The organism is Desulfuromonas sp. KJ2020, assembly GCF_024197615.1.
Classification (GTDB): domain Bacteria; phylum Desulfobacterota; class Desulfuromonadia; order Desulfuromonadales; family SZUA-540; genus SZUA-540.
Genome location: NZ_JAKUKE010000001.1, coordinates 233421 through 254401 on the forward strand (window position 1 = coordinate 233421; position 20981 = coordinate 254401).

A 20981-nucleotide genomic window follows, 5' to 3' on the forward strand; every position below is an offset into this window, starting at 1 on the left:
GGGCCGCGGCCCTCCCACAAAGAAACACCCACCAGCCTGCCTGAGACCGGTGGGTGCCCCGTCGGAAAACGGCTGAAAGGCTATTTTCCTTCCGCCGCCCTGAAGGCTTGCAGGTACTTCTGCAGAATCCGCCGGCCCCGCTCATCGATTTCGGTGAACTCGATCCCCGAGCAGATGCCCTCGTCGGGGCAGAACTCCTCGTGCACCACCGAGCCCTTGAGCTCTACCACTTCATCTTCCAGTCCCAGGGTCAAAAGAACGGTATGGTAATCTTCCAGCGGCACATGCGTCTGTAGCATCAAACCTTTTTCACAGACATTGCGGGTGCGGCCCATCCCCTGATCCACCACCTGGCCGTTCTGATCCAAAACCACGTAATCCAGAAAGTTCAGGGAATCCTTCCGTTCTGACTCCCGCCGGTCCTGATTCTCCATAGATTCTCCCCTCATCTGAACGAACAGGTCGAAATGCCCATACGACGTGTTGGCAGCCGTGTCATTAAGTTTCGATAATTCTACCCGGCGAATCCCGTAGATACAAGGAGTTATTCTTCGACCAAATACCGGTCGCTTTGCCTCAGCGCCCCCTGGTCGCGAAGGTTAATCCTTAACGGCCACCACGATATACACCGGGTTGTAGGCCTCGAACATCTTGTAGTCGGTCAAGGGCCGGGTGCGGGCGATGTTGATGGTCGTCACCTCGACCTGATAGCCGGCGTTGTCGAAGAATTCGTTGGCAGCGGTCAGTGTATCGAGGGTGGTGGCGTTCAGCACGATCCGCCCTTCGGCGGGGAGACGGCCATCGACCGCCTCAAGGATATCCCAAAGATTCCCGCCCGACCCTCCGATAAAAACCCGGTCGGGGTCGGGCAGATCTTCAAACACGCTCGGCGCCTCCCCTTCAATCAGGGTCACGTGGCGGGCGTTGAAGCGGTTCAGGTTTTCCTTGATGAAGCCGACATACTGGTCATTGCGCTCAATGGCGAAGATGCGGCCATTGGGGAGCAGGGAGTCCGCTTCGATGCTGACCGAACCGGAACCCGCCCCGACATCCCACAGAATCATGTCATGGCGCAGATTGAGCTTGGCCAGGGTCACCACCCGGATCTCTTCCTTGGTGATCAGATGCTTGGTGGTCGAAAATTCCTCGTCGGGAATGCCGAGCGTGGGGATGTAATCGTCGCCTCCCCCCTCGTATTCCTTGATGAGGATGAGGACGTTGAGGGGAGCGGCCTTGATGTCCAACAGTCCGCGCACATCGGTAACGACGATGCGTTCCTCGGCGGTTCCAAGATTCTCGCAGAGGTAGGCGGCGTAGCCTTCGCGACCCCGCCGGATCATTTCCCCGGCGATGGCGGCCGGCGTGTTGACCTTATCGGTCAGAACGGCCGCCTTGTCGTTGGCGACGATGCGATCGACGGCTCCCTTGATACCCCGCCCTTCGGCGGAGATGAAGACGGCATCGTCCCAGGGCTCCTTGATCTTGGCGAAGGCATACTGCACCGAACTGACGTTGGGCACGAAGTCGAGGCTTTCCTCCGGTAGATTGCGCAGCAGGTAGCGCCCGATGCTGAAAAAGAGCGGATCGCCGGTGGCAAGGATCACGGAGGTTCCTTTTTCGGTGTTCAGGCGCTCCAGCAGGCCGCCAGCGTCACTGTCGACCACCACCTTTTCACCGGAAAAACTCGGGAACAGAGCCAGCAGATGCTCACTGCCGAAAAGACGCGCAGCCTGATTGATAATATCGAGGGCGCGGCCGCTGAATCCTTCCTGTCCCTCGACACCTGCTCCGATCACGTACACTTTTTTCATATAGACCCTCTCAGGTTACGCCTCAGGACAACAAGCCCCCAAACGTCGCTCCTAATGGCGGCGGCCATAAAAGAACCCCTCAACCGTTCAGCAGGGAAACAACCCTGAGACCGTCGGAGTGATAATCGATGATATTCAAACAACCGAAATCCTGCGCCAGGTGAAACATTTTATCGAGAGGTGCGCCGATGGCGTCGAGCAGAATGAGGCGATTTACGCCGCCATGACCGACGATGACGACCTCTTCCCCAGGATGGGCACGGAGGATATCCTCCAGGGCCGGGCGTACCCGCTGGCCCAGGTCCAGGAGATTTTCACCGCCGGGGACCCGGTAATGGACCAGATCATCAAGACGGTCCTGCCATTGTTTGGGGTAACTCGCCTGTAGTTCCTGCCAGGTGCGCCCTTCCCACTCGCCGACGTGCAGTTCGCGCAGGGCCGGTCTGATCAGCGGCTCCAGGCCATGCGCGTGGGCGAGAATCCTGGCGCCCTCCACGCAGCGCCCCAGGTCGCTGGTGTAGACGGCCTTAATGGCCCGCTCCTGCAGGCGCATCTGCAGCATACCGAACTGGGCCCGCCCTTTTTCGGTCAGGGCCACTTCGCTCTGGCCGTTATAGCGTTTCTGCTCATGGCCCTGAACCTGGCCATGGCGGATAAGGTAAACGCGGGTACAATTCATCTTTACTCCAGTTCCATGCGGCACGCTGCCTTGGTTGTAGCAAACCGCCGGAAAACCTGTCAACGAAATAGAGGAAGCCATGACCTGTGCAATCTTTGCTCAGGTGTGAAGTTCCTGCACGGCGCCAAAGGCCCGCCGGTCGCCGCCCCATGGCCTGAAGGTGCATTTCAGGCCTCTTGCGGAATTGGCATTGCCCCTGCAACAACAGAAGCAAACACTCAACCCGATCGGCACCCGGCCGGTCAAACAAGGAGACTATACCATGAAAAACTTCGGCAAAGGTCTTATCGTCACCGCCCTCGTCCTTTCCCTGGCCACTGTCGCGCTGGCGGCTGGAGGCCCCGGCAGCGGCATGATGAGAGGCCAGGGAATGGGTCCCTGTGGCGGGAACTGCTGCGGCGGCAAAGGGATGATGGGTCAGAATCAGGCCGCCCCTGAGAACATCAGCCTCGAACAGGCAACGACGACTCTCAACGAGTATGTGGCGAACAATCTCAAGGGCTACCAGGTTGAAAAGATCGAAGCCATCGAACGCCCCCGCGCCACGATGTACGCCGCCACCGTGACCGATGCCGGTGGCAATACTTTCTCCCTGCACCTCAACCCCTGGGGTATGGTGCGCGGTCCCTTCCTCCAGAACAACTAATCAATCTTCTTTCGCCCCGGGTGGCCGACCCGGGGCGTTTTTTTGTCAAATGTTCAATCTTCCAAAGAAAAATCCTTCAGCTTGTAGTACAGGGCCCGTCGTGATATGCCCAGCAGACGCGCCGCCTGGCTTTTGTTTCCTGCCGCCTTTTCCAGAGCCTGCACGATCAGGGCCTTTTCATTCTCCCGCAGGTCCACGCCGGTCTCTGCTGCCTCGATCGGGGCCGCGACGAGAGGTGGCAGCGTCTGCTCCTCAAGGCGGTCCCCCCGGGCCAGAATGACGCTACGCTCTACCAGGTTTTCCAGCTCACGGATATTGCCGGGAAAAGAGTACCCCTGCAACCGGCGAAGATAAGCGTCACTCCAGCCGCGAATCACCTTGTTGAAGCGCCCGGCGTAGGTGTCGACAAAGTATCGGACCAGCTGGGGGATCTCTCCCCGCCGCTCGCGCAGAGGCGGCAGGACCACCGGAAAGACATTGAGTCGGAAGAAAAGATCCTCCCGAAAGGTCCCCCTTTCCACCATAGCCTGCAGGTCGCGGTTGGTCGCCGCCACAATGCGCACATCGCTGTGCAGGGTGCGGGTGCCGCCGACGCGGGTAAAGGTTTTGTCCTGGATGGCCCGCAGCAGCTTGGCCTGCATGGCCAGCGGCATTTCGCCGATCTCATCGAGAAAGAGCGTGCCTTTATCCGCCTCCTCGAAACGGCCGAGACGCCTTGCCGCCGCGCCGGTAAAGGCCCCCTTTTCGTGACCGAAGAGTTCGCTTTCGACCAGGTTTTCATTGAGAGCGGCGCAGTTGACTGCTAGAAAAGGTCCCTGGCGCCGGGGTGAGTTTTCGTGAAGGGAACGCGCTACCAGCTCCTTGCCGGTTCCGGATTCTCCCAGGATAAGAACAGAGGCATCCGTCGGCGCGACCATCGCCAGCAGGTCGACAATCTTGCCCAATCCGTCGGGCGAGCAAACCCCTTCGAAGCGGTAGTCACTACGGCCGGGTGGCACAGAAGGCGAGGTCGGCTGCCGCAGCAGGGTCTCTACCAGATCCAGAAGCTCCGCCGGGTCGACGGGTTTGGTGAGGAACTCCGTGGCCCCCAGCTTCATGGCTTCGACGGCCGTGCGGACGTTGGAAAAGGCGGTGATAACCACCACCGGCGTCCCCTTCCCCTGACGACGCAGGTCGGCCAGGAAACCGTAACCGTCCATGACAGGCATTTTGAGGTCAAGCAGAATGAGAGCGAACTCCTCCCGCTCCAGGCATGCCAACCCCTGCTGGCCGTTTTCGGCTTCCACCGGGTGAAAGCCAGCCTCGGCCAGATGCAGACGCAGCATCAGGCGGTGGTTGGGCTCGTCATCGATGATGAGGATCCTGGTCTCAGGACGGGTCATGGGAAAATTCCAGGAGCAGGGTAAAAGGCGCAGTCGCTGTCAGCCGCACCGAAAAGCCGTGGGCTTCCAAAAGCTTGCGGGCGATGGCCAGCCCCAGCCCCGAGCCCTGGCTGCGGGTGCTGTAAAAAGGGGCAAAGAGCTGTTCGGCCGTCGCCGTCACCGGTTCGGCCACCGGGTTGGCAATTTTCAAAGACCGCCGGGCGGCATCGAAGGCCAGTTCCACCCGTCCCCCCGGCGGGGCGGCCTGGGCGGCGTTGAGAAGCAGGTTGACCAGAACCTGCAGCAGCCTGTCGCCGTCGGCAGACACCGTAAAATCGTCGCCTCGAAGATCGCAGGCCAACCCCTTGTTTTCCATCTCGTAGTGGACAAGCTCCAAGGCCCGTCGCACCAGGGGAAGCAGAGCCACTTCCTCCAAGTCGAGCACGGTTTCTTTCCCGTAGGTGAGAAAATCATCGGCGATGCGATTGAGGCGGTCGACTTCGTCCAGGGATTTGTCCTGGACCTCCCGCAGGACGGCATCCTGCTCTTTTTGCCGGGCAAAGGCCAGCAACCCCCGCAAAGAGCTGAGGGGGTTCTTGATCTCATGAGCCAGAACGCCGGCGAAGCGACCGAGCTCGGCATGGCGCTCAGCCACCTCCAGCCGCTCCTGGGTACGGAGGTGATGGCGGATGAAACGCAGCAGAACCAGATAGACGAAAACGAGAAGCACCTGCAGCAGCACGACAAAGCCCAGGTGTACCCAGGTTTTGCCCTCCAGCTCGAGCAGCGGCGTCTTGTCGAGCGCCAGGGCCATGTAGAGCGGCGTCACCGGCCGCCCCCCCATCATCCCCATGCCCAGGCGCGGCGGCGTGTAGGGCGCGAAGAACAACAGGGCATCCTCTTCTTCGCGCACCAGACGGGACGCCGGCCGGGGCATATCGACCGGATGCGTTTGCGGATGCAGGGAAAAAAGCACCTGTCCGGTACCGTCATAGAGGAAGAAGGCCTTTACCGGCGTCTGCTCGAAGGCCTCCCGGAAATAGCGCTGGGCCTCCTCGGCGGAAAAGGACATATGGCGCATGAAAAAGCGGTGCCCACCGGCTACGGACCGCAGCAACATATCACCCTGGGCGAGCAGACTGCCGCGGTAGGAGCGGATGCTGTGATAGGACGAATAGACCTGCAGTCCCAGCACCAGCGTATTGAGAGCGAGAGCCAGCAGCAGCAGGCTCTTCAGTCGGTAGGAAAAACGGGTTGGCGCCACTGGTCAGCTCCTTTGAACAGGGTTCTTGAGCCTTCAGCGATACACGCGGTCATCCGCCATGACCGTTTCGAACAGCTGCATGGGGGATACGTCATACCGACGGGCAAGATTCTTGAGCGAAACCTCCTCCGACGCCGCCGGATATCCCTCTTCGGCCAGCACCGCCAGTACCGCGGCCAGGTTGAGGTCGATGCGCCGGGACAGCTCCGCCAGCGGCATGAGTTCGGCGTGGGGGAAAGGCGGCTGCACATCTTCGCCGGCATACCAGGCCTTCTTGGCGGCGGCGCCCAGCTCCATGACCTGCAAAAAAGGCGGCCATTGGGCCGCACTGCCGCCGACGACGACCAGACCGAGGACCAGGGCAGCGGCCAGTTCGCGGCGCAGGGTGAACCTTTGCCGCAGGCGATCTTTCAGGTAAGCCATCAGCACCCGCCAGTTGTAGTAGAGATGAAAAACCAGCACCAGGAAAAAGAGGAAGCTGAGGTTGGTGTGCACGCTGCCCCAGGCCTCTTTGGTCAGACCCAGCAGCGTCCAGTCCGTCCAGTAGGCCACCCGGCCCTCGGGGACGACGTAGAGGACGAAGCCGGAGACCGTCATGACCAGGCCGCTGAAGGTGACCAGCAGGGTGATAAAGTTGCGCAGGCGAAAGGGTGAGGTTGACATGATCGTTCTCCGTCTCGGGTGACAGCAGGCGAACCAGGCGCTTCCGACGTGCCATCTGCGTGCTGCAGGAGGAGTGCCAGTTTCGCCAAGCCCTTTTATCTGCAGGGTCTCAGCGTTCGCAGCCGCCAGCCCCCCTGCCTACGTGTGAAATAACTGCACAGGAAGAAAAGCAGGTCAGAGATCTTCTGCGACTGGGGAGGGACGCTCCTGGGCCAGGGCCGCCTCGATTCTCTCCCACACCTCGTCCCGGCCTTCGCGGTTGAGGGCGGAAAAGAGGCTGAAAGCATCCCGCGGCAGCCCCGTGGCGGCCAGAATCGGCTTGATCTGCTTTTCCCGTTGCCCCCGGGAGACTTTATCCACCTTGGTCAGAACCGGGATGGTCGGAATCTGGTACTCTTCCAGCCAATCGAGCAGTTGGAGGTCTTCTTCCCGGGGAACCCGGCGAATATCGAAAAGGATGACGACCGCCCGCAGGTTGTGGCGTCTTTCCAGAAAAGTCCGCACCATGGGGCCCCAGTCCTTCTTGACCGCCAGGGGAACCTTGGCAAAACCATAGCCGGGCAAATCGACCAGGGAGAAAGTGCCGTTGATGTCGAAAAAATTCAGAAGCTGGGTGCGGCCCGGTGTCGAGGAGGTTCGGACCAGGGCCTTGCGGTTGACCAGAACGTTGATCAGGGAGCTTTTCCCCACATTGCTGCGACCGGCGAAGGCCACCTCGGGCAGATCGCTGGTGGGATAATTGTCGGGGCGGGTGGCGCTTTTGACGAATTCTGCGGATTTAATGAGCACGAGACCCCCGTGAAAAGTAATGGATATCTGTTAAACTGAAGGATCGTCAGAATAGCCCAGTTCCCATGGATTTGCAACGATACCGCCCGGTGGCGCGCTGGACAAAGCCAACTGTCGTGGTTATAATTTTGGCCAGTTCAACAGATGCAGACGATGGAGGTAAACGCCATGCTCAGTCCCAAGATGCAGGACGCCTTGAACGAACAGATGAAAAATGAATTCTTTTCCGCTTATCTCTACATGGCCATGGCCGGCTATTTCCAGTCGGAAGACTTGCCCGGTCTGGCCAGCTGGATGCGGGTACAGGCCCTGGAAGAGATGACGCATGGTGAGATGTTTTTCAATTTCATCTGCGACGCCGGCGGGAGAACCCACCTTTTGCCGGTGGATGAACCCCAAAATGATTACGCCTCGCCGCTGGACGCCTTCGAATACGGCCTCAAGCATGAACAGTTCGTAACCGAGCGCATCGGCAAACTGCTCGATCTGGCCCGCACGGAGAACAGTCACGCCGCTCAGGTTTTCCTGCAATGGTTCGTTACCGAGCAGGTCGAGGAAGAGGCCAGCTTTTCCCTGATCATCCGCAAACTGTCCCGCGTCAAGGACGACGGGCGCGGGTTGCTTATGGTCGACCAGGAACTGGGCCAACGCGTCTTTACCCCGCCAGCTGCCGCAGGAGCTTAAGCGTTTTTGGCGCTGGCGCCAGCAAGACTTCACCGGTATGACCATCGGGTCCATATCACCATTTACGTACAAAGGAGAGACACATGGATTTACAGGAAGCAATCAAACGTTCCATTCAGACCGAAAAAAACGCCATGGACTTTTATCGCCTGGCGGCAACCCACATGAAAGACGCCGATGCCAAGCGCGTTTTTGAAGTACTGGCCCGCGATGAAAAAGAGCATGCGGGGCAGTTCTTCGCCATCTACCAGGGCGGCGACATCAACTCTTTCGATGACTTTATCGCCAAGCCTCCCAAGGAGGAGTCCGACTGGATGACCGATCTGCGCAAAATGCTCGACGCCGATTTCAACGAGCGTCAAGCCATGGAACTGGCTATGAAGAAAGAGCAGCAGCTTGAAAAGGCACTGCGGGAGATGGCTGCCAAGATCGACGATGCCCAGGTGCGGCAGGTATACGAGGACAACGCCAAATCCACCAATCATCACTATCAGGTTATCGAATCGGAATACGCCCGTCTCATGGGCATGGTGCATGAGACGGACATCGATACCTTCGTGCGCGAATAGTCCCACCGCGACAACAGCGATAAAAAAGCCTGCCCCGTACTCACCACGGGGCAGGCTTTTTTATTCAGACGATCCGAACTGGCCGTCGCTGGTACCCGGCTCCAGCGGGATGGTGAAGCTCACCTTCGTGCCTCGGCCTGCCTCGCTCTCCACCCAGATTTTGCCCCCGTGCATTTCCACAATGGTTCGGGCGATGCTCATGCCCAGGCCCAGACCGCCAATCGCCGTGTCGGAGGCATCGGCCCGATAAAATTTCTCAAAAACCCGTTCTACCTGGGCTGGCGTCATACCGATGCCCTGGTCTTCCACCGTCACCAGCAGACGATCCGCCAGTTTTTGGCCCTCGACCCGAATGGTGCCGCCCTGAGGGGAATATTTCACCGCATTGCTGACCAGGTTGTCCAGCACCTGCGCCATCTTGTCCTTGTCCACGAGAACTTCGGTCACCTCTTGCGGCACCGCGATCTCGAAATGATGCTTGCCCTGCTCACGCTGGTAGGGACTCACCACCCTCAGCAGACACTCGCCCATATTACAGGGAGCCCGGTGAAGGACAATAACCCGTCCCGACTCGATACGGCTCAGGTTGAGCAGGTCATCGACGATCTTCTCCAGGTGCTGCACCTTGTCGTAAATCGTCTGGACATAGTCGCGGGACTGTTCGTCCCCTGTCTCCTCCTGATGGGTCTGCAGAAGCTCGGCATACCCCATGATAACCGCCAGGGGCGTACTCAATTCATGGGCTGCGGTGGCAATAAACTCGCTCTTCATGCGGTCGAACTCCCGCTCCCGCGTTACATCGTGGAGCAGGGTGATCCATTCACTGCCGGTACGATCACGCCGATGCACCGGCGCCGTTCTAGCTTCCATGATACGGGCTGCCTCCCCGTCCTCGCCAGGCAACTCGAAAACAAAGGGATCGCTCACCTTCTCGCCCGCAATCACCCCCTGCAGGTAGTCGCGCAGCCCTCCGGGCAACGACACCTGTGCCAGGGGGAGATGCGACATGGCGGGGCATTGCAGGGTCAGCACCTTTTCGGCCACCGAATTGGCCATGACGAGATGTCCGTCCCGGTCGGTGACCAGCAGACCGTCGGCGACCGAACGCAAAATGGCGTCGATACGATCCCGCGATTCCTGGGCGTTTTCCAGCGCCCGCTGAAGGGCGGCCTCCGCCTCCTGCCTTTGTGTAATATCATCGTAGAGGGCGACCACTTCACCGGAGGGCAGGCGGTAGAGCCGGTTATCCTGCCAGCGGATCTTGTCATGGCCTCCCGGTGCCACCGATGAAAACATCTCCGGACGCCCACTCTTCCAGACCCGCTGGAGCGCCCTGAAAATTTCGGTATCACCGATTTCAGGGAAAGATTCGCACAAGCCTTTGCCAATCAGCTCTACCCGGGCGATCCCTCCCATCTTCCTGGCGGCCTGGTTACAGTCAATCAGGATGAAATCTTCGCCGTTGTCCCGGGGTTCAAAGATGGTCATGCCACTGTTCATGTGGCTGAACAGTTCGGTGAAACGGGTCTCGCTCTTCTGGCGGGCCTCTTCGGCCTCTTTGCGTTCCGTCACGTCCAGAAGAATCCCTTCAATCGCCAGCAAACGGCCATCCGGAGTAAAAACGCCACAGCCCTGATCGGCGACCCAGCGCTCCCTCCCCCGGCTGTCGAGCAGGCGGTATTCAACCTGGAACAGGCTCTTCTGCTCGACGCTCGCCTCGATGTGTTCCCATACCCGCTCCTGATCCTGGGGATTGATCAGGTCAGCAAAGGCGACGGTGCGATTGTCGATCAGGTCCTCGGGTGCATAGCCGGTCAAGTCCTGGCTGCCGGCACTGACAAACTCCATGCTCCAGGACGGATCGTGTTTGCAGCGGTAGACCATGCCGGGCAGGTTGCCCATCAGGGTGGCCAGCTTGCGTTGCTCCTCCCGCAGGTTCGTTCCCAGGCGGCGAAGCTGTCGTCGGTTGATTAGCAGAGCCACCAACAGCACGATAAAAACCAACAGCACCCCGAAAACCAGCCAGAAGATGACCTTGTTTATCGTGTAGACCGGGTCAGGCGGATAAAGAATCTGGCTGTCCGGCGGCAGCTCACCCAGTTTGATACCAAATCGGCTCAGCTGCCGGTAATCGAACATGGCGCGATTGGCCTCTTTGGTCACCACCGGGATCGCCTCGGCTGATTCTCCCTGCAGAATACGAACCCCGATATCCGCCGCCATCTGGCCCTGGGCACTGCCGCTGACCAGCACACCGCCGATGACCCCCTGGCCGAAGTTCAGGTCCCAGGGCCCCCACAGAGGGACCGTGCTGGCTTCGCTGAGAATCGGCGTGGCATCCTTCGGCGTCAGCACCTGGCCGTAGGTATCGGTGACAAAACCCACCATAAGTACGAGGTGATCCTGCGGCAAGGCTTTGAGTCGCGACACGGCCTCGTCCAGAGAAAGATCGTCCCAGAAACGGAACCGCAGACGATTTTGGAACCGGTCGGCCAACCGCTCCAGCACCGCGTGGATGTGACGTCCGGTCTCATCGACCTGGTTGCCCAGAACCACCAGCGAGCGGGTTTGCGGGCGCAGGCGCAGCAGGATATCGAGGGTCTCGGCATAGGAAGGCACTTCGGCCACGCCGGTAACCCCCCGGTTCCCGGCCAGCATCTCGGGACGATAGTTATTGATGCCGCAGAAGACCACCGGCAGTCCGGGGAAAAGACGCTCCCGGTGGCGCAGCACGAAGTTCAAGGCATCATTGTCCGACACCATGATCAGGTCGAAATGCCGACCGGAAAGTTTGCTGACCAGAGCCCTGTCGACCGTCTCCGTAATATAGAAAGCCCCCGGATGACGCTTGGTGTCCATGTATTCGGAATAAATCCGCACCTGCAGGGGCTGCGCGGCAAATACCCGGGCGATGGCTTTGTCAATGGAGGTTGTCCAGGGGAAACCAGGGTCGTAGGAATGAAGGACGAGGACGTCTTTGGCCTCTGAATATTCGGCGCGGCCCTGAGCGGGGGAGAACAAGCCGACGGCCAGAAAGAAGAGGCAAGCGAGGATGGTCCTGCAGAAGCGGGGATTAAAAACCATGGTAATCCTTACGGAAGCGAGGAGTGGTGCCACATACATGCCGTGAAGATTAAAGTGAAACGCAGATCGGTTCGGGTGTCCACCCCTGAAGGTCGTTTTGTGCCTTGGCCAGAAAAAAAGATGCGCTGGCCCGCTAATCTTTAAAAAGTTCCAACTGCTTGAAGGGAGCCTCGGCGATCTTGAAAGGCATCGGCTCAAAACGGGGGCACTGCAAAAGCAGGATGTTCTGTGACTGCCGGCAGCTGCGCAGACATTTCTGGCAGAGCCTGTTCGCCTCCTGACGGGGAATGATTTTAGGCACAGCACACCTCTCTTTCCGGATCATCCCGAAAACCTTAGCAGTCCCGCCGCCCACCGGCAAGGGGGAAATACTTCTCCACGTCCTCGGGCGGAACGGGCATGGCCACCAGATAGCCCTGAACTACGTCACACCCCTGCTCTCGCAGAAAGACGCGCTGGGCTTCGGTTTCCACGCCCTCGGCCACCACCTTCAGGCGCATGCTGTGAGCCATGGCGATGATCGCCTTGACAATGGCGGCATCCTGGTCGCTGCTGACCACCCCCCGCACAAAGGTATAATCGATCTTCAGGACATCCAGCGGAAAACGCCGGAGATAGTCCAGGGAAGAAAAACCCGTACCGAAATCGTCCAGCGCGATGCGGATCCCCATATCCTTGAGCTTCTTCAGAATGGCAATCGCCCGCTCGGTATCCTGCAGAATGACACTTTCGGTGATTTCGAGCTCCAGGCACTGAGGCGACAGGCCCGTATCCCCCAGGGCCCGGCACACTGTGTCGACCAGATCCTTTTCGCCGAATTGCTGGGCCGAGAGGTTGACCGCCACCGGGAAGGGTTGATAGCCCTCCTTTTGCCAATGCCGGTTCTGCTGGCAGGCTTTGCGCAGGGTCATCTCCCCCAAGGGGACGATTAGACCGGTTTCCTCGGCCAGAGAGATGAAATGGGCCGGAGAGATCAGCCCCCGATCGGGATGCTGCCAGCGCGCCAACGCTTCAAGACCGGTGAATTCCCGGGTAAAGCTGTTGAACTTGGGTTGATAGTGCAGCAAAAACTCGTCACGTTCCAGGCTGCGTCGCAGACTGGTCTTCATGATCAGCCGCTCCTGCACCTGCCGATTCATCTCGTCGGAGAAAAAGACATAGCGGCTCTTGCCCTGCTCCTTGGCACAGACCATGGCCGTTTCCGCTTTCTGAATCAGCTCCTCGGGGTCCGTGCCATCGATATCGCTCAGGGCGATGCCGATACTCAAGGTGATATAGAATTCCCGGCCTGCATAGGTAAAGGGGGTTGCCAAAGAATCCAGCAGCTTCTGCGCCACAGCGGCGGCATCTCCGCCCGGCACCAGTTCCCGCAGGATGACGGCGAACTCGTCGCTGCCGGGACGAGCCACCGTATCGCTGGCCCGGATGCATCCTTTGATTTTGCGGGCCACTTCCTGCAGCACCTGATCTCCCGTCGGGCTGCCCAGCGTATCGTTGATTTCCTTGAAGTCATCCAGATCGACAAAGAGGACAGCGACTTGCCCCTGGTGGCGCTTTTCGCCGACCAAACTCTGCTGCAGGCGGTCAAGGAACAGCAGTCGGTTGGGCAGGTCGGTGAGAGGATCGAAGTGGGAGAGATAATGCAGCTGCCGTTCCGTCTCCTTCAGACGAGAAAGGTCGGTGGCGGTAAAGACGTAATGGCCGTTTTCTTCGCCCTCGCTTCGCGCCTCGTTGACGGAAACCAGGGCAGGAAAGGATTCGCCGTCCTGTCGCCGGCTCCAGACCTCCCCCTGCCAGAAGCCCTTGTCCGTCACGGTCTGCCAAATATGCCGGTAGAACCCCGGATCATGCTGGCCGGAAAGCAGGTCCCCCAAGGACCAGCCGACAATTTCTTCGCGACCATACCCTGTCAGTCGGCAGAAGGTATCGTTCACATCGACCACCCGGGCCTGCATATCGGTAATGAGGATCATGTCGCCGCTGTTTTCGAACACCTTGCCGGCGAGCACCAGCTTCTCCTCAATCCGTTTACGATCGGAGATGTCCTGAATGGTGCCCACGAGGCGGACGGCTTCTCCGCCGGCATCCACGATCCGGTCCGCCTGGCCATGCACGAATCTTTCGGTCCCGTCAGGGCGCAGAAGGCGGAAATCGAGAGCCAAAGGAGGGCCGTTTTGCCAAAGCTGGTCGAGACCGCGGCGTATAGCATCACGTTCCTGGGGATGAATGCGTTCCAGATAAGACGTCAGGGGCAGGAAGGGAACGTCATCGGCAAGGGCCAATATGCGCCGGGCCTCTTCAGAGAGGCGCAATCGGTCATCCCCCCTCTCCCACTCCCAGTTTCCCAAGCGGGCCAGACGTTGGGCATAAGCCAGGCGCTGCTCCTTCTGGCGCAACTCCTCGACATTGAGGCTGGCCCGCAGCATATAGCGGACGTGGTGACGCAGGTGAGCGGCGTTGATCGGCTTGGGAATAAAATCGGTTGCCCCGGACGCATAAGCTCTTTCGGCCACTTCGCGCTCTTCGGAGGCCGTCACCATAAGAATGGGGACATGGCGCATTTCGGGAATTTTCCGCAGGCGGGAACAGACTTCGAAACCATCCAGATCGGGCATGATCACGTCGAGGACAACCAGATCAGGATGAATCTGGCGAATGGTCTCCAAGGCGTCGCACCCATTGCTGGCTTCGCTGACTCGAAACCCGGCCGCTTCCAGGGTATCCCGCAACATAGTTCTCATCAGCCTTTCGTCGTCGACGATGAGTACCAGAGGCGTTTTTCTTTGCGTGCGGCTTTCGGGCATGGCTAGGCCTTTTCGAGACGGGGTACCGGCGGCTCGGCCAGCAGACGGTGGATTGACTCTTTCAGCCGGGCTATCCCTTCCTCTTCCGGCTCCAGATCGATCTCGATCCGCCGGTCGGGATGGGTATGAAAATACAGAGGGTCGTAATAAAGAACCATCAGGTCGGCCACCAGCTCCCGCCACTTTCCGGCGTGGAGCAGGGCCAGCAGGCGCTCGACGGTCTCGGTGCCGAGACGGCGCTTGAGAGCGACAATAGGCGGGACAAACTCTTCACGAGGAATGCAGTCAACGGGGTATTCCTGCAGAATCAACTGGATTCGGTAATCGAGAGAGGCCTCCAGCCACAGGGACGTCTCCGCCTGCAGGGCCTCGTACACGCGGGGCGGCAACACCACCTTGCCGATGTGTTTGCTCTCCCCTTCAGCCAGGGCATAGCCGCCCGGCGGGATCTGGCGCAGAGCCTCCCAGAGTCGGGCCTCGAAGGCCTTCTGACTCGGCTGTTCTCCTTGTCCCAACGCGCCAAAAGCGCTGCCTCGATGGTTGGCCAGACCTTCCAGGTCAATAACGGGATAGCCCTCCCCGCGCAACCGGTGCAGGATTCGGGTTTTCCCCACGCCCGTGAGGCCGCGCAGGACGAACAGACGTCCCCACTCCCCCTTCTCCAGAAAATCGCGCACCTCGGCCCGAAAAGCTTTGTGGCCGCCGGTCAGCTGCCGCGCCGAAAACCCGGCCAGATCGAGAAAGGCGGTCAGAGCCCGGCTGCGCATGCCGCCGCGCCAACAGAAGACCACCAGGGGGCGTCGGCGGTCGTCGAGCAGCTCATCGACCTGGCGAATCATCGCCGGGATGCGGGGGGAAACGAGATCCACCGCCAGCCTTCTGGCCGGCCCCGGCCCCTTTTCCTTGTAAAGGAGACCCACCTGAGCCCGCTGCGCGTCATCAAAAAGGGGAATATTCACAGCCCCGGGAATGGTCGTCTCGGCAAATTCGGCCGGGGTACGGCAGTCGATGAACAAGGCGCCCTCGTCCCGCTGCTGCAGTGCTTTTGGCAGATCGATTTTCAAATGGTGCATGACTGGATTCCAAGCTCTCTCAGGCCTCATCGGCCGGCCAAGACTGCATTCTAACGGAATCGCGCCACTTAAACAAGGAGTTCCACGTCTGCCGGCCATAGTGGAATCAGGAATTTTTCAAAATTAATGGTTGACAGACAAAACAAGAGTATATATAGTTTCAAATTCTGACGCGGGGTGGAGCAGTCTGGTAGCTCGTCGGGCTCATAACCCGAAGGTCGGAGGTTCAAATCCTTCCCCCGCAACCAAAAAAGATCAGGGATCTGCTTTTGCAGATCCCTTTTTTTGTTTTCGCCCGCCAAATAAAAGTGGGGAGCCCGCCCGGGACTCCCCACCCTGTCATGCCCATCTTCGCCACGGCTAGACTTATTGAATCCCGTGACTGTTCAAAAATGGCCCATAGGCTTTGTCGGTCTTCTGGATGTGATTGGTCAGCCAGGACTTGAGAAAGTTGAAAACATCGCTGGAAAGAGTCGCTTTCCCCTGGCTGAACTGCTCCCGCAGGGAGGCTACCTGCTCGACCAGATCGGCATGGAGTTTTTTGTGCGCCGCCAGATCGGGATAGCCTTTGCTTTGCAGCATTCTCTCTTCGCTGGAGAAATGCCCCTGTGTATAGGCAATCAACTCATCCAGAACCTCCCCGAGCACCTGATTGCCCTGCCCGCCCTTGAGAGCCCGGTAGAGCTTGTTGACCAGGGCCAGCAACTTCTTGTGCTGGCGGTCAATCTCGACAATACCGACGCTGAAGGCCGGCCCCCAGGACATAAGGTCGTCCGGGGAAGACTCCTCGCCACCCCAGCCCAGGGCCGCCTGGCCGCCACCGGCCGGCGCCGGCCGGACCGGAGCCTCCAGCTGTCTGGCCGAGGAAGCCAACTGAAAGCTGGAGAGCATCTGGCGCAGGTGTTCGGCCTGACTGGAAAGCTCTTCCGCCGCCGCGGCACTCTCTTCGGCGTTGGCCGTATTCTGCTGGGTGACCTGATCGATCTGGCCGAGTCCCTGATTGACCTGGGCGATACCCTGGGCCTGCTCATTGGAAGAAGCCGCAATCTCGGCCACCAGATCCGTCACTTTGGTGATACCGGCCACGATTTCGTCCAGAGCCGCCGCCGTCTTGTCGGCGATGTCCGAACCATTTTCGGCTTTCTTTACCGAGCCTTCAATGAGCTCGGCCGTCTCACGGGCGGCCTTGGCGCTGCGCGCGGCCAGGTTGCGGACCTCTTCAGCCACCACCGCGAACCCCTTGCCGTGCTGCCCGGCTCGGGCCGCTTCGACGGCGGCGTTCAGCGCCAGCAGGTTGGTCTGGAAGGCGATCTCGTCAATGACCTTGATAATTTTGCTGATGTTCTGGCCCGATTCGTTGATGGCGACCATCGCCCCGACCATCTGCTGCATCTGCTCGTTGCCGCGCTCGGCGGCCCCGCGCACATCGGTGGCCAGGGTGTTGGCCTGGGTGGCGTTCTCGGCATTCTGGCGGGTCTGGGAGGCCATCTGAGTCATGGAGCTGGTAATCTGCTCAAGGGAGCTGGCTTGCTCCGTTGCCCCCTGGGACAGCGACTGACTCGAATCGGAGACCTGGGCACTGCCGGCGGCGATCTGCGAACCGGCAGTCTGTACCTGACCGAGGATGGCGTTGAGATCGGTACCGACCTTCTGCAGAGCCAGACGGACGACATCGTCGCCATCCTTGGGAACCACCCGGAAGGTGAGATCCCCGCTGGCCAGCTGCTGCAGCGATCCGACGATTTCCTTTTGCAGGCTGTCCGCAAAAGCATCCATCGTCCGGCCGATGTGCCCGATCTCGTCCTGGGCCGACAGATTGAGACGGTGGTCGAGATGCCCCTTATCCATTTCGACGATCATTTTTTCCAGCGCTAGCAGAGGCCGCCGCACCAGGGTTCCGAGCAGCACATAGACCCCGATCGATGCCAGCAGCAGGCAGACCAGGCCGGTGACAATCCCGCTGGACAGGCTTTTACTTGACGCTCCGGCAATGAGCGCGGCCGTCTGTACCTCGGCAGCACGCAGATCCTTGAGACTGTAGTCCAGATAGAGAATGCCGGCGAGGTCGCCCTCTTTGACCCCTTCGTGGCAACCGAAACATTTGGGTTCCATGCGCAGGGGCTGAATGATCAACAGGGTGTTGTCGCGCGGGAATTCCTGCATGGCGGCCTCACCCGACAGTGCGGCCTTGTGCGCCTGCGCGTCCATGCGTCCGCCGACGGACTTGGTCAGATTGGAGTAATGGATGTCCCCGTCGGGGCCGGCCAACCCGACTTCTTCCACGTTGCGGATGGCCCCCAGTTCGTTAAGCAGGTCGGCGAAGAGATCCATCTCGCCCTGCTCCACCGAACCCTGGGTACCAATATGCAGACTTTCAGCCACTCGCCGGGCCTGGTCATGAATGGCGACCTCCAGCCGTTGTCGGGAGTCTTCGCCGGCCTGTTTTAACAGAACCGTCGCCTGACGGGTGGAGACGAAGGTGCTGATACCGAAAGCGACCAGCAGCAGCAGGACCAGAAACAGCGTCACTTTTCTCTGGATGTTCATTGCAGCGATACCTCATCGTTAAGGTTCAAAAGACACCCCCTATCAAAGCCTGTCGAAAACTCGCCTGGGTCTACCTGGGGGCAGGGTGCGCACGCCCAAGGTTTTCAACGGCATAATCATCCATTCTCCGCGGCAGCGGCCGACCGTAAAACCTTTTATCCCTGGCTGACGGAATCGAGCTGCTCCAGTTCCTCCTCGTACAACAGACGGCTGACATCGAGCAGAATCTTGACTTCTTCGCCAACCTTGCCCATGCCCTGGATGTAGCGGTTCTTGCCCTTGCTGCTGCTGGGAGCGGGTTCGATCTGTTCAGCCGGAATCTCGAGAACCTCACTGACTTCGTCGACCACCAGCCCGACGCTCTTGCCGTCGAGGTTGACGACGATGATGCAGGTCCGCTCGTCGTAGGGGCGGCTGGGCAGATTGAAGCGCAGGCGCACATCCATCACCGGAATGACCTTCCCGCGCAGGTTGATAACGCCACGGATGAAGTCAGGCATATCGGGAACATCGGTAATCTTCTGGATACCGATGATTTCCGTGACGTGACGGATTTCGATGCCGTAGCCGACTTCTGCCAGCTGAAAAGTCAAAAATTTGCCTTTGAGGGTATCTTCATTGTCGGCCAGATGATCCGCCATGTCCCACTGAGATACAGAACTTGCCATGATTCGCTCCTTAGTCGGGCTAAAGTGAAGGGCCGGCAGCCCCAGCTACCGGCCATATAATGCAAAAACTATGTCAAAACCAATAGCAGGCGAGAACCTACTCCCCCCAGCCAATCTGGGCAGGCGTCGTGGCCGGCGCCGATTCCAGGCGGGCCCGGCGCTCTTCCTGCAGTTTGAAGTGGGTCAGCATCTGCCGCAACTGCTCGGCCTGACCGGACAGCTCCTCGGCGGCGGCGGCGCTCTCCTCGGCGCTGGCCGTGTTCTGCTGGGTGACCTGATCGATCTGCCCCAGGCCCTGGTTGACCTGGGAAATGCCCTGGGCCTGCTCGTTGCTGGCGGCGGCGATTTCGGCGACCAGGTCGGTGACCTTGGTGATGCCGGAGACGATCTTGCCCAGCGCCTGCTCCGTCATGCCGGCGATTTCGGCGCCGTTCTGAGCCGCCTTGACTGACCCCTCGATGAGCTCGGATGTTTCCCGTGCCGCCGTGGCGCTGCGGGCTGCCAGGTTGCGCACTTCCTCGGCCACCACGGCAAAGCCCTTGCCGTGCTGACCTGCCCGGGCCGCTTCCACGGCGGCGTTGAGCGCCAGCAGGTTGGTCTGGAAGGCGATCTCATCGATCACCTTGATGATCTTGCTGATATTCTGGCCCGATTCGTTGATGGAGCCCATGGCCGTGACCATCTGCTGCATGCTGGCATTGCCCATTTCGGCATCCTGACGGACCTCGCCGGCCATCCGGTTGGCCAGCGTGGCATTTTCGGCATTCTGCTTGGTCTGGGAGGCCATCTCGGCCATGCTGCTGGTGATCTCCTCCAGGCTGGAGGCCTGTTCGGTGGCCCCCTGTGACAGGGACTGGGCCGAATCAGAGACCTGGGCGCTACCGGAAGCCATCTGCTGGGCGCCCTGATTGATCTCGCCGATCACCTCGGTCAGACTGCGGACCATCTTCTGGAAGGAGAGGCCCATGGCATCTTTTTCCGAGGCCATGGCGACCTGCACCCGTAGATCGCCCGAGGCGATGGCTTCCGCCTCTTCTGCCTTACGACGCAGTGAGGCAACCATGGTCTGCAGGGACCGCAGCAGATCACCGACCTCGTCCTTTGAGGCCGCCTGAATATCGTGATCAAGATCGCCAAGAGCAACGGACTCCGTCACTTTCACAGCCCGCTGCAATGAGGAGGTGACCCCCCGCGCCACCAGCACGAGGATGCCGACGATAACCACCAGGGAAACGAAGAGACCACCCCCCAGGCGCGTGCGGATGGCACTTTGGGCCTCCTCGGCTTGCGCCTGCATGCCGGTGATCATCCCCTTCACCTCTTTCATGTCGAAGGCGAGCACCATGACGCCGACGGGCCGGCCTGAGTAGTCGGGAATAGGGAAGGCCTTGACGAAGTGGCCATCAATTTCCTTTTCCACATCGGCCTTGACCGCTGCCTCCAGCAGCTGTGCATCCACCACGGCATCGGTGATCTCCTTGCCGGTGGAGGTCATGTAGACGAATTTGTCGCCGACGGGAGGGTTCTTCTGTGGATCTTTCAGGCCGGTGGCGATGGAGAGCATGGACGAGTCCATATAGACGGCCAACTGGTAGTCATCGCTAACATGGTTGGCCTTAAGCAGATTGTCGAAGGACAACAGGATTTCGCAGGAGCCGAGATGGCGGCCGTCGGCGGCGGTTATCGGGGCGAGACCGCGGATGGAAAAACCGCCCCGGCCGACCTCGATGCCGCGAATCGGCCGATGGTCGCCACGGTTGATTTCCATGACAGTTTGTCGGAAAGAGGAAATGTCATCCGATATGTCCAGTTGTTCACCGTTGCGGCGGGTCTGCCAGCCGTCCCGCCACACCCGGGCGAGGCTGCGGCCGTTGGGCAGGTGAAAATGAAGCTGCAATTCCTTGATGCCGGTCTGGCGGGAATAGCCGGCCAGAAAGGGTTTCAGTTCCCGGCGCAGCAGCTCGCGGGCCTGCTGTCCTTTGGGATCGGCTTCATTTTCGAAATTGCCCGACAGGGCAATTTCATAGGCCTGTTGCACCACCGGAATCTCGGAAAAGAGCGCCGTCATTTCCAGGGCCTTGCTGCCGACTTCGCCAATGCCGTCGGTGATGGCTTCCTGCCGCTCCTGAGCACGCTCGGAAAGATTCTGTCTTGCATAGTCTTCCACGCGGTCTTTCTGAGTCTGCACCAGCGAACCGATCATCACGGTGACCGCGACAAAGGCGATGAGGGCAAAGACGAGAAACGATGCTGCCACGGGAACAATAAACTTGGTCTGAATTTTCATGGAATTTCCTGCTTACTTCCGGTTGAAAAACGCTGCCGGTTCTTTTTGCTCT

The 20981-nt window shown here is 59.7% G+C and carries 17 protein-coding genes and 1 tRNA gene; 4 read left to right on the forward strand and 14 right to left on the reverse strand.

The window, feature by feature from the left end; translation table 11 throughout:
• Positions 1-80: 80 nt before the first annotated feature.
• The 3 genes from MJO47_RS01100 to cobC all read right to left on the reverse strand — a co-directional run bounded on the left by MJO47_RS01100 (position 81) and on the right by cobC (position 2490).
• Entirely contained in the window at positions 81-434 is a 354-nt protein-coding gene (locus MJO47_RS01100; RefSeq protein WP_253959277.1) for a PilZ domain-containing protein, read from the reverse strand.
• A 165-nt stretch (positions 435-599) separates the two neighbouring features.
• Positions 600-1811 (reverse strand): precorrin-6y C5,15-methyltransferase (decarboxylating) subunit CbiE, encoded by a 1212-nt coding sequence (gene cbiE, locus MJO47_RS01105; protein WP_253959278.1) that lies wholly within the window; start codon positions 1809-1811, stop codon positions 600-602.
• A 79-nt stretch (positions 1812-1890) separates the two neighbouring features.
• A complete protein-coding gene (gene cobC / locus MJO47_RS01110) occupies positions 1891-2490 on the reverse strand; it encodes an alpha-ribazole phosphatase (RefSeq protein ID WP_253959279.1) in 600 nt (199 codons plus the stop codon).
• Between the two features lie 262 nt (positions 2491-2752).
• Between cobC and MJO47_RS01115 the strand changes: the two genes are divergently transcribed.
• The gene (locus tag MJO47_RS01115; protein ID WP_253959280.1) at positions 2753-3136 is read left to right on the forward strand and encodes a hypothetical protein; all 384 of its coding nucleotides are present in this window, start codon (positions 2753-2755) and stop codon (positions 3134-3136) included.
• A 53-nt stretch (positions 3137-3189) separates the two neighbouring features.
• Here MJO47_RS01115 and MJO47_RS01120 read toward each other — a convergent pair whose 3' ends face one another.
• From MJO47_RS01120 to yihA, 4 genes are all read right to left on the reverse strand, one after another.
• Positions 3190-4518 (reverse strand): sigma-54 dependent transcriptional regulator, encoded by a 1329-nt coding sequence (locus tag MJO47_RS01120; RefSeq protein ID WP_253959281.1) that lies wholly within the window; start codon positions 4516-4518, stop codon positions 3190-3192.
• Positions 4505-5761 (reverse strand): ATP-binding protein, encoded by a 1257-nt coding sequence (locus tag MJO47_RS15570; protein WP_253959282.1) that lies wholly within the window; start codon positions 5759-5761, stop codon positions 4505-4507. The genes MJO47_RS01120 and MJO47_RS15570 overlap by 14 nt, the downstream gene beginning before the upstream one ends.
• A gap of 33 nt (positions 5762-5794) precedes the next feature.
• Entirely contained in the window at positions 5795-6424 is a 630-nt protein-coding gene (locus MJO47_RS01130) for a DUF4405 domain-containing protein (RefSeq protein WP_253959283.1), read from the reverse strand.
• Positions 6425-6598: 174 nt separating this feature from the next.
• Positions 6599-7213, reverse strand: coding sequence for a ribosome biogenesis GTP-binding protein YihA/YsxC (gene yihA / locus MJO47_RS01135; RefSeq protein WP_253959284.1), 615 nt, complete (start codon positions 7211-7213; stop codon positions 6599-6601).
• A 168-nt stretch (positions 7214-7381) separates the two neighbouring features.
• Between yihA and MJO47_RS01140 the strand changes: the two genes are divergently transcribed.
• Positions 7382-7897 (forward strand): ferritin, encoded by a 516-nt coding sequence (locus MJO47_RS01140; protein WP_253959285.1) that lies wholly within the window; start codon positions 7382-7384, stop codon positions 7895-7897.
• Between the two features lie 83 nt (positions 7898-7980).
• A complete protein-coding gene (locus tag MJO47_RS01145; protein WP_253959286.1) occupies positions 7981-8466 on the forward strand; it encodes a ferritin family protein in 486 nt (161 codons plus the stop codon).
• Between the two features lie 60 nt (positions 8467-8526).
• On the opposite strand, the gene MJO47_RS01150 is transcribed toward MJO47_RS01145, so the two are convergent.
• The 4 genes from MJO47_RS01150 to mnmH all read right to left on the reverse strand — a co-directional run bounded on the left by MJO47_RS01150 (position 8527) and on the right by mnmH (position 15427).
• Positions 8527-11550: an ATP-binding protein gene (locus MJO47_RS01150; protein WP_253959287.1), complete on the reverse strand. Its 3024-nt coding sequence runs from the start codon at positions 11548-11550 to the stop codon at positions 8527-8529.
• Positions 11551-11683: 133 nt separating this feature from the next.
• Complete coding sequence (locus MJO47_RS01155) at positions 11684-11851, reverse strand: hypothetical protein (RefSeq protein ID WP_253959288.1); 168 nt, start codon at positions 11849-11851, stop codon at positions 11684-11686.
• A 34-nt stretch (positions 11852-11885) separates the two neighbouring features.
• On the reverse strand, positions 11886-14354 hold the full coding sequence (locus tag MJO47_RS01160) for an EAL domain-containing protein (RefSeq protein ID WP_253959289.1): 2469 nt from the start codon (positions 14352-14354) through the stop codon (positions 11886-11888).
• A gap of 2 nt (positions 14355-14356) precedes the next feature.
• Positions 14357-15427: a tRNA 2-selenouridine(34) synthase MnmH gene (gene mnmH, locus MJO47_RS01165; RefSeq protein ID WP_253959290.1), complete on the reverse strand. Its 1071-nt coding sequence runs from the start codon at positions 15425-15427 to the stop codon at positions 14357-14359.
• 171 nt (positions 15428-15598) lie between these two features.
• On the opposite strand from mnmH, the gene MJO47_RS01170 reads away from it, so the two are divergent.
• Positions 15599-15675: transfer RNA gene (locus MJO47_RS01170), tRNA-Met, on the forward strand.
• Between the two features lie 118 nt (positions 15676-15793).
• On the opposite strand, the gene MJO47_RS01175 is transcribed toward MJO47_RS01170, so the two are convergent.
• The 3 genes from MJO47_RS01175 to MJO47_RS01185 form a co-directional block, all read right to left on the reverse strand.
• Complete coding sequence (locus MJO47_RS01175) at positions 15794-17974, reverse strand: bacteriohemerythrin (protein WP_253959291.1); 2181 nt, start codon at positions 17972-17974, stop codon at positions 15794-15796.
• Positions 17975-18129: 155 nt separating this feature from the next.
• Entirely contained in the window at positions 18130-18642 is a 513-nt protein-coding gene (locus MJO47_RS01180; RefSeq protein ID WP_253959292.1) for a chemotaxis protein CheW, read from the reverse strand.
• Positions 18643-18739: 97 nt separating this feature from the next.
• On the reverse strand, positions 18740-20929 hold the full coding sequence (locus tag MJO47_RS01185) for a methyl-accepting chemotaxis protein (RefSeq protein ID WP_253959293.1): 2190 nt from the start codon (positions 20927-20929) through the stop codon (positions 18740-18742).
• Between the last annotated feature and the right edge of the window lie 52 nt (positions 20930-20981).

What these genes read in the sequence shown, in the direction of transcription:
- MJO47_RS01100 (WP_253959277.1), bottom strand. Translation starts at nt 434, where the DNA reads ATGGAGAATCAGGACCGGCGGGAGTCAGAACGGAAGGATTCCCTGAAC.
- cbiE (WP_253959278.1), bottom strand. Translation starts at nt 1,811, where the DNA reads ATGAAAAAAGTGTACGTGATCGGAGCAGGTGTCGAGGGACAGGAAGGA.
- cobC (WP_253959279.1), bottom strand. Translation starts at nt 2,490, where the DNA reads ATGAATTGTACCCGCGTTTACCTTATCCGCCATGGCCAGGTTCAGGGC.
- MJO47_RS01115 (WP_253959280.1), top strand. Translation starts at nt 2,753, where the DNA reads ATGAAAAACTTCGGCAAAGGTCTTATCGTCACCGCCCTCGTCCTTTCC.
- MJO47_RS01120 (WP_253959281.1), bottom strand. Translation starts at nt 4,518, where the DNA reads ATGACCCGTCCTGAGACCAGGATCCTCATCATCGATGACGAGCCCAAC.
- MJO47_RS01130 (WP_253959283.1), bottom strand. Translation starts at nt 6,424, where the DNA reads ATGTCAACCTCACCCTTTCGCCTGCGCAACTTTATCACCCTGCTGGTC.
- MJO47_RS01140 (WP_253959285.1), top strand. Translation starts at nt 7,382, where the DNA reads ATGCTCAGTCCCAAGATGCAGGACGCCTTGAACGAACAGATGAAAAAT.
- MJO47_RS01145 (WP_253959286.1), top strand. Translation starts at nt 7,981, where the DNA reads ATGGATTTACAGGAAGCAATCAAACGTTCCATTCAGACCGAAAAAAAC.
- MJO47_RS01150 (WP_253959287.1), bottom strand. Translation starts at nt 11,550, where the DNA reads ATGGTTTTTAATCCCCGCTTCTGCAGGACCATCCTCGCTTGCCTCTTC.
- MJO47_RS01160 (WP_253959289.1), bottom strand. Translation starts at nt 14,354, where the DNA reads ATGCCCGAAAGCCGCACGCAAAGAAAAACGCCTCTGGTACTCATCGTC.
- mnmH (WP_253959290.1), bottom strand. Translation starts at nt 15,427, where the DNA reads ATGCACCATTTGAAAATCGATCTGCCAAAAGCACTGCAGCAGCGGGAC.
- MJO47_RS01175 (WP_253959291.1), bottom strand. Translation starts at nt 17,974, where the DNA reads ATGAACATCCAGAGAAAAGTGACGCTGTTTCTGGTCCTGCTGCTGCTG.
- MJO47_RS01180 (WP_253959292.1), bottom strand. Translation starts at nt 18,642, where the DNA reads ATGGCAAGTTCTGTATCTCAGTGGGACATGGCGGATCATCTGGCCGAC.
- MJO47_RS01185 (WP_253959293.1), bottom strand. Translation starts at nt 20,929, where the DNA reads ATGAAAATTCAGACCAAGTTTATTGTTCCCGTGGCAGCATCGTTTCTC.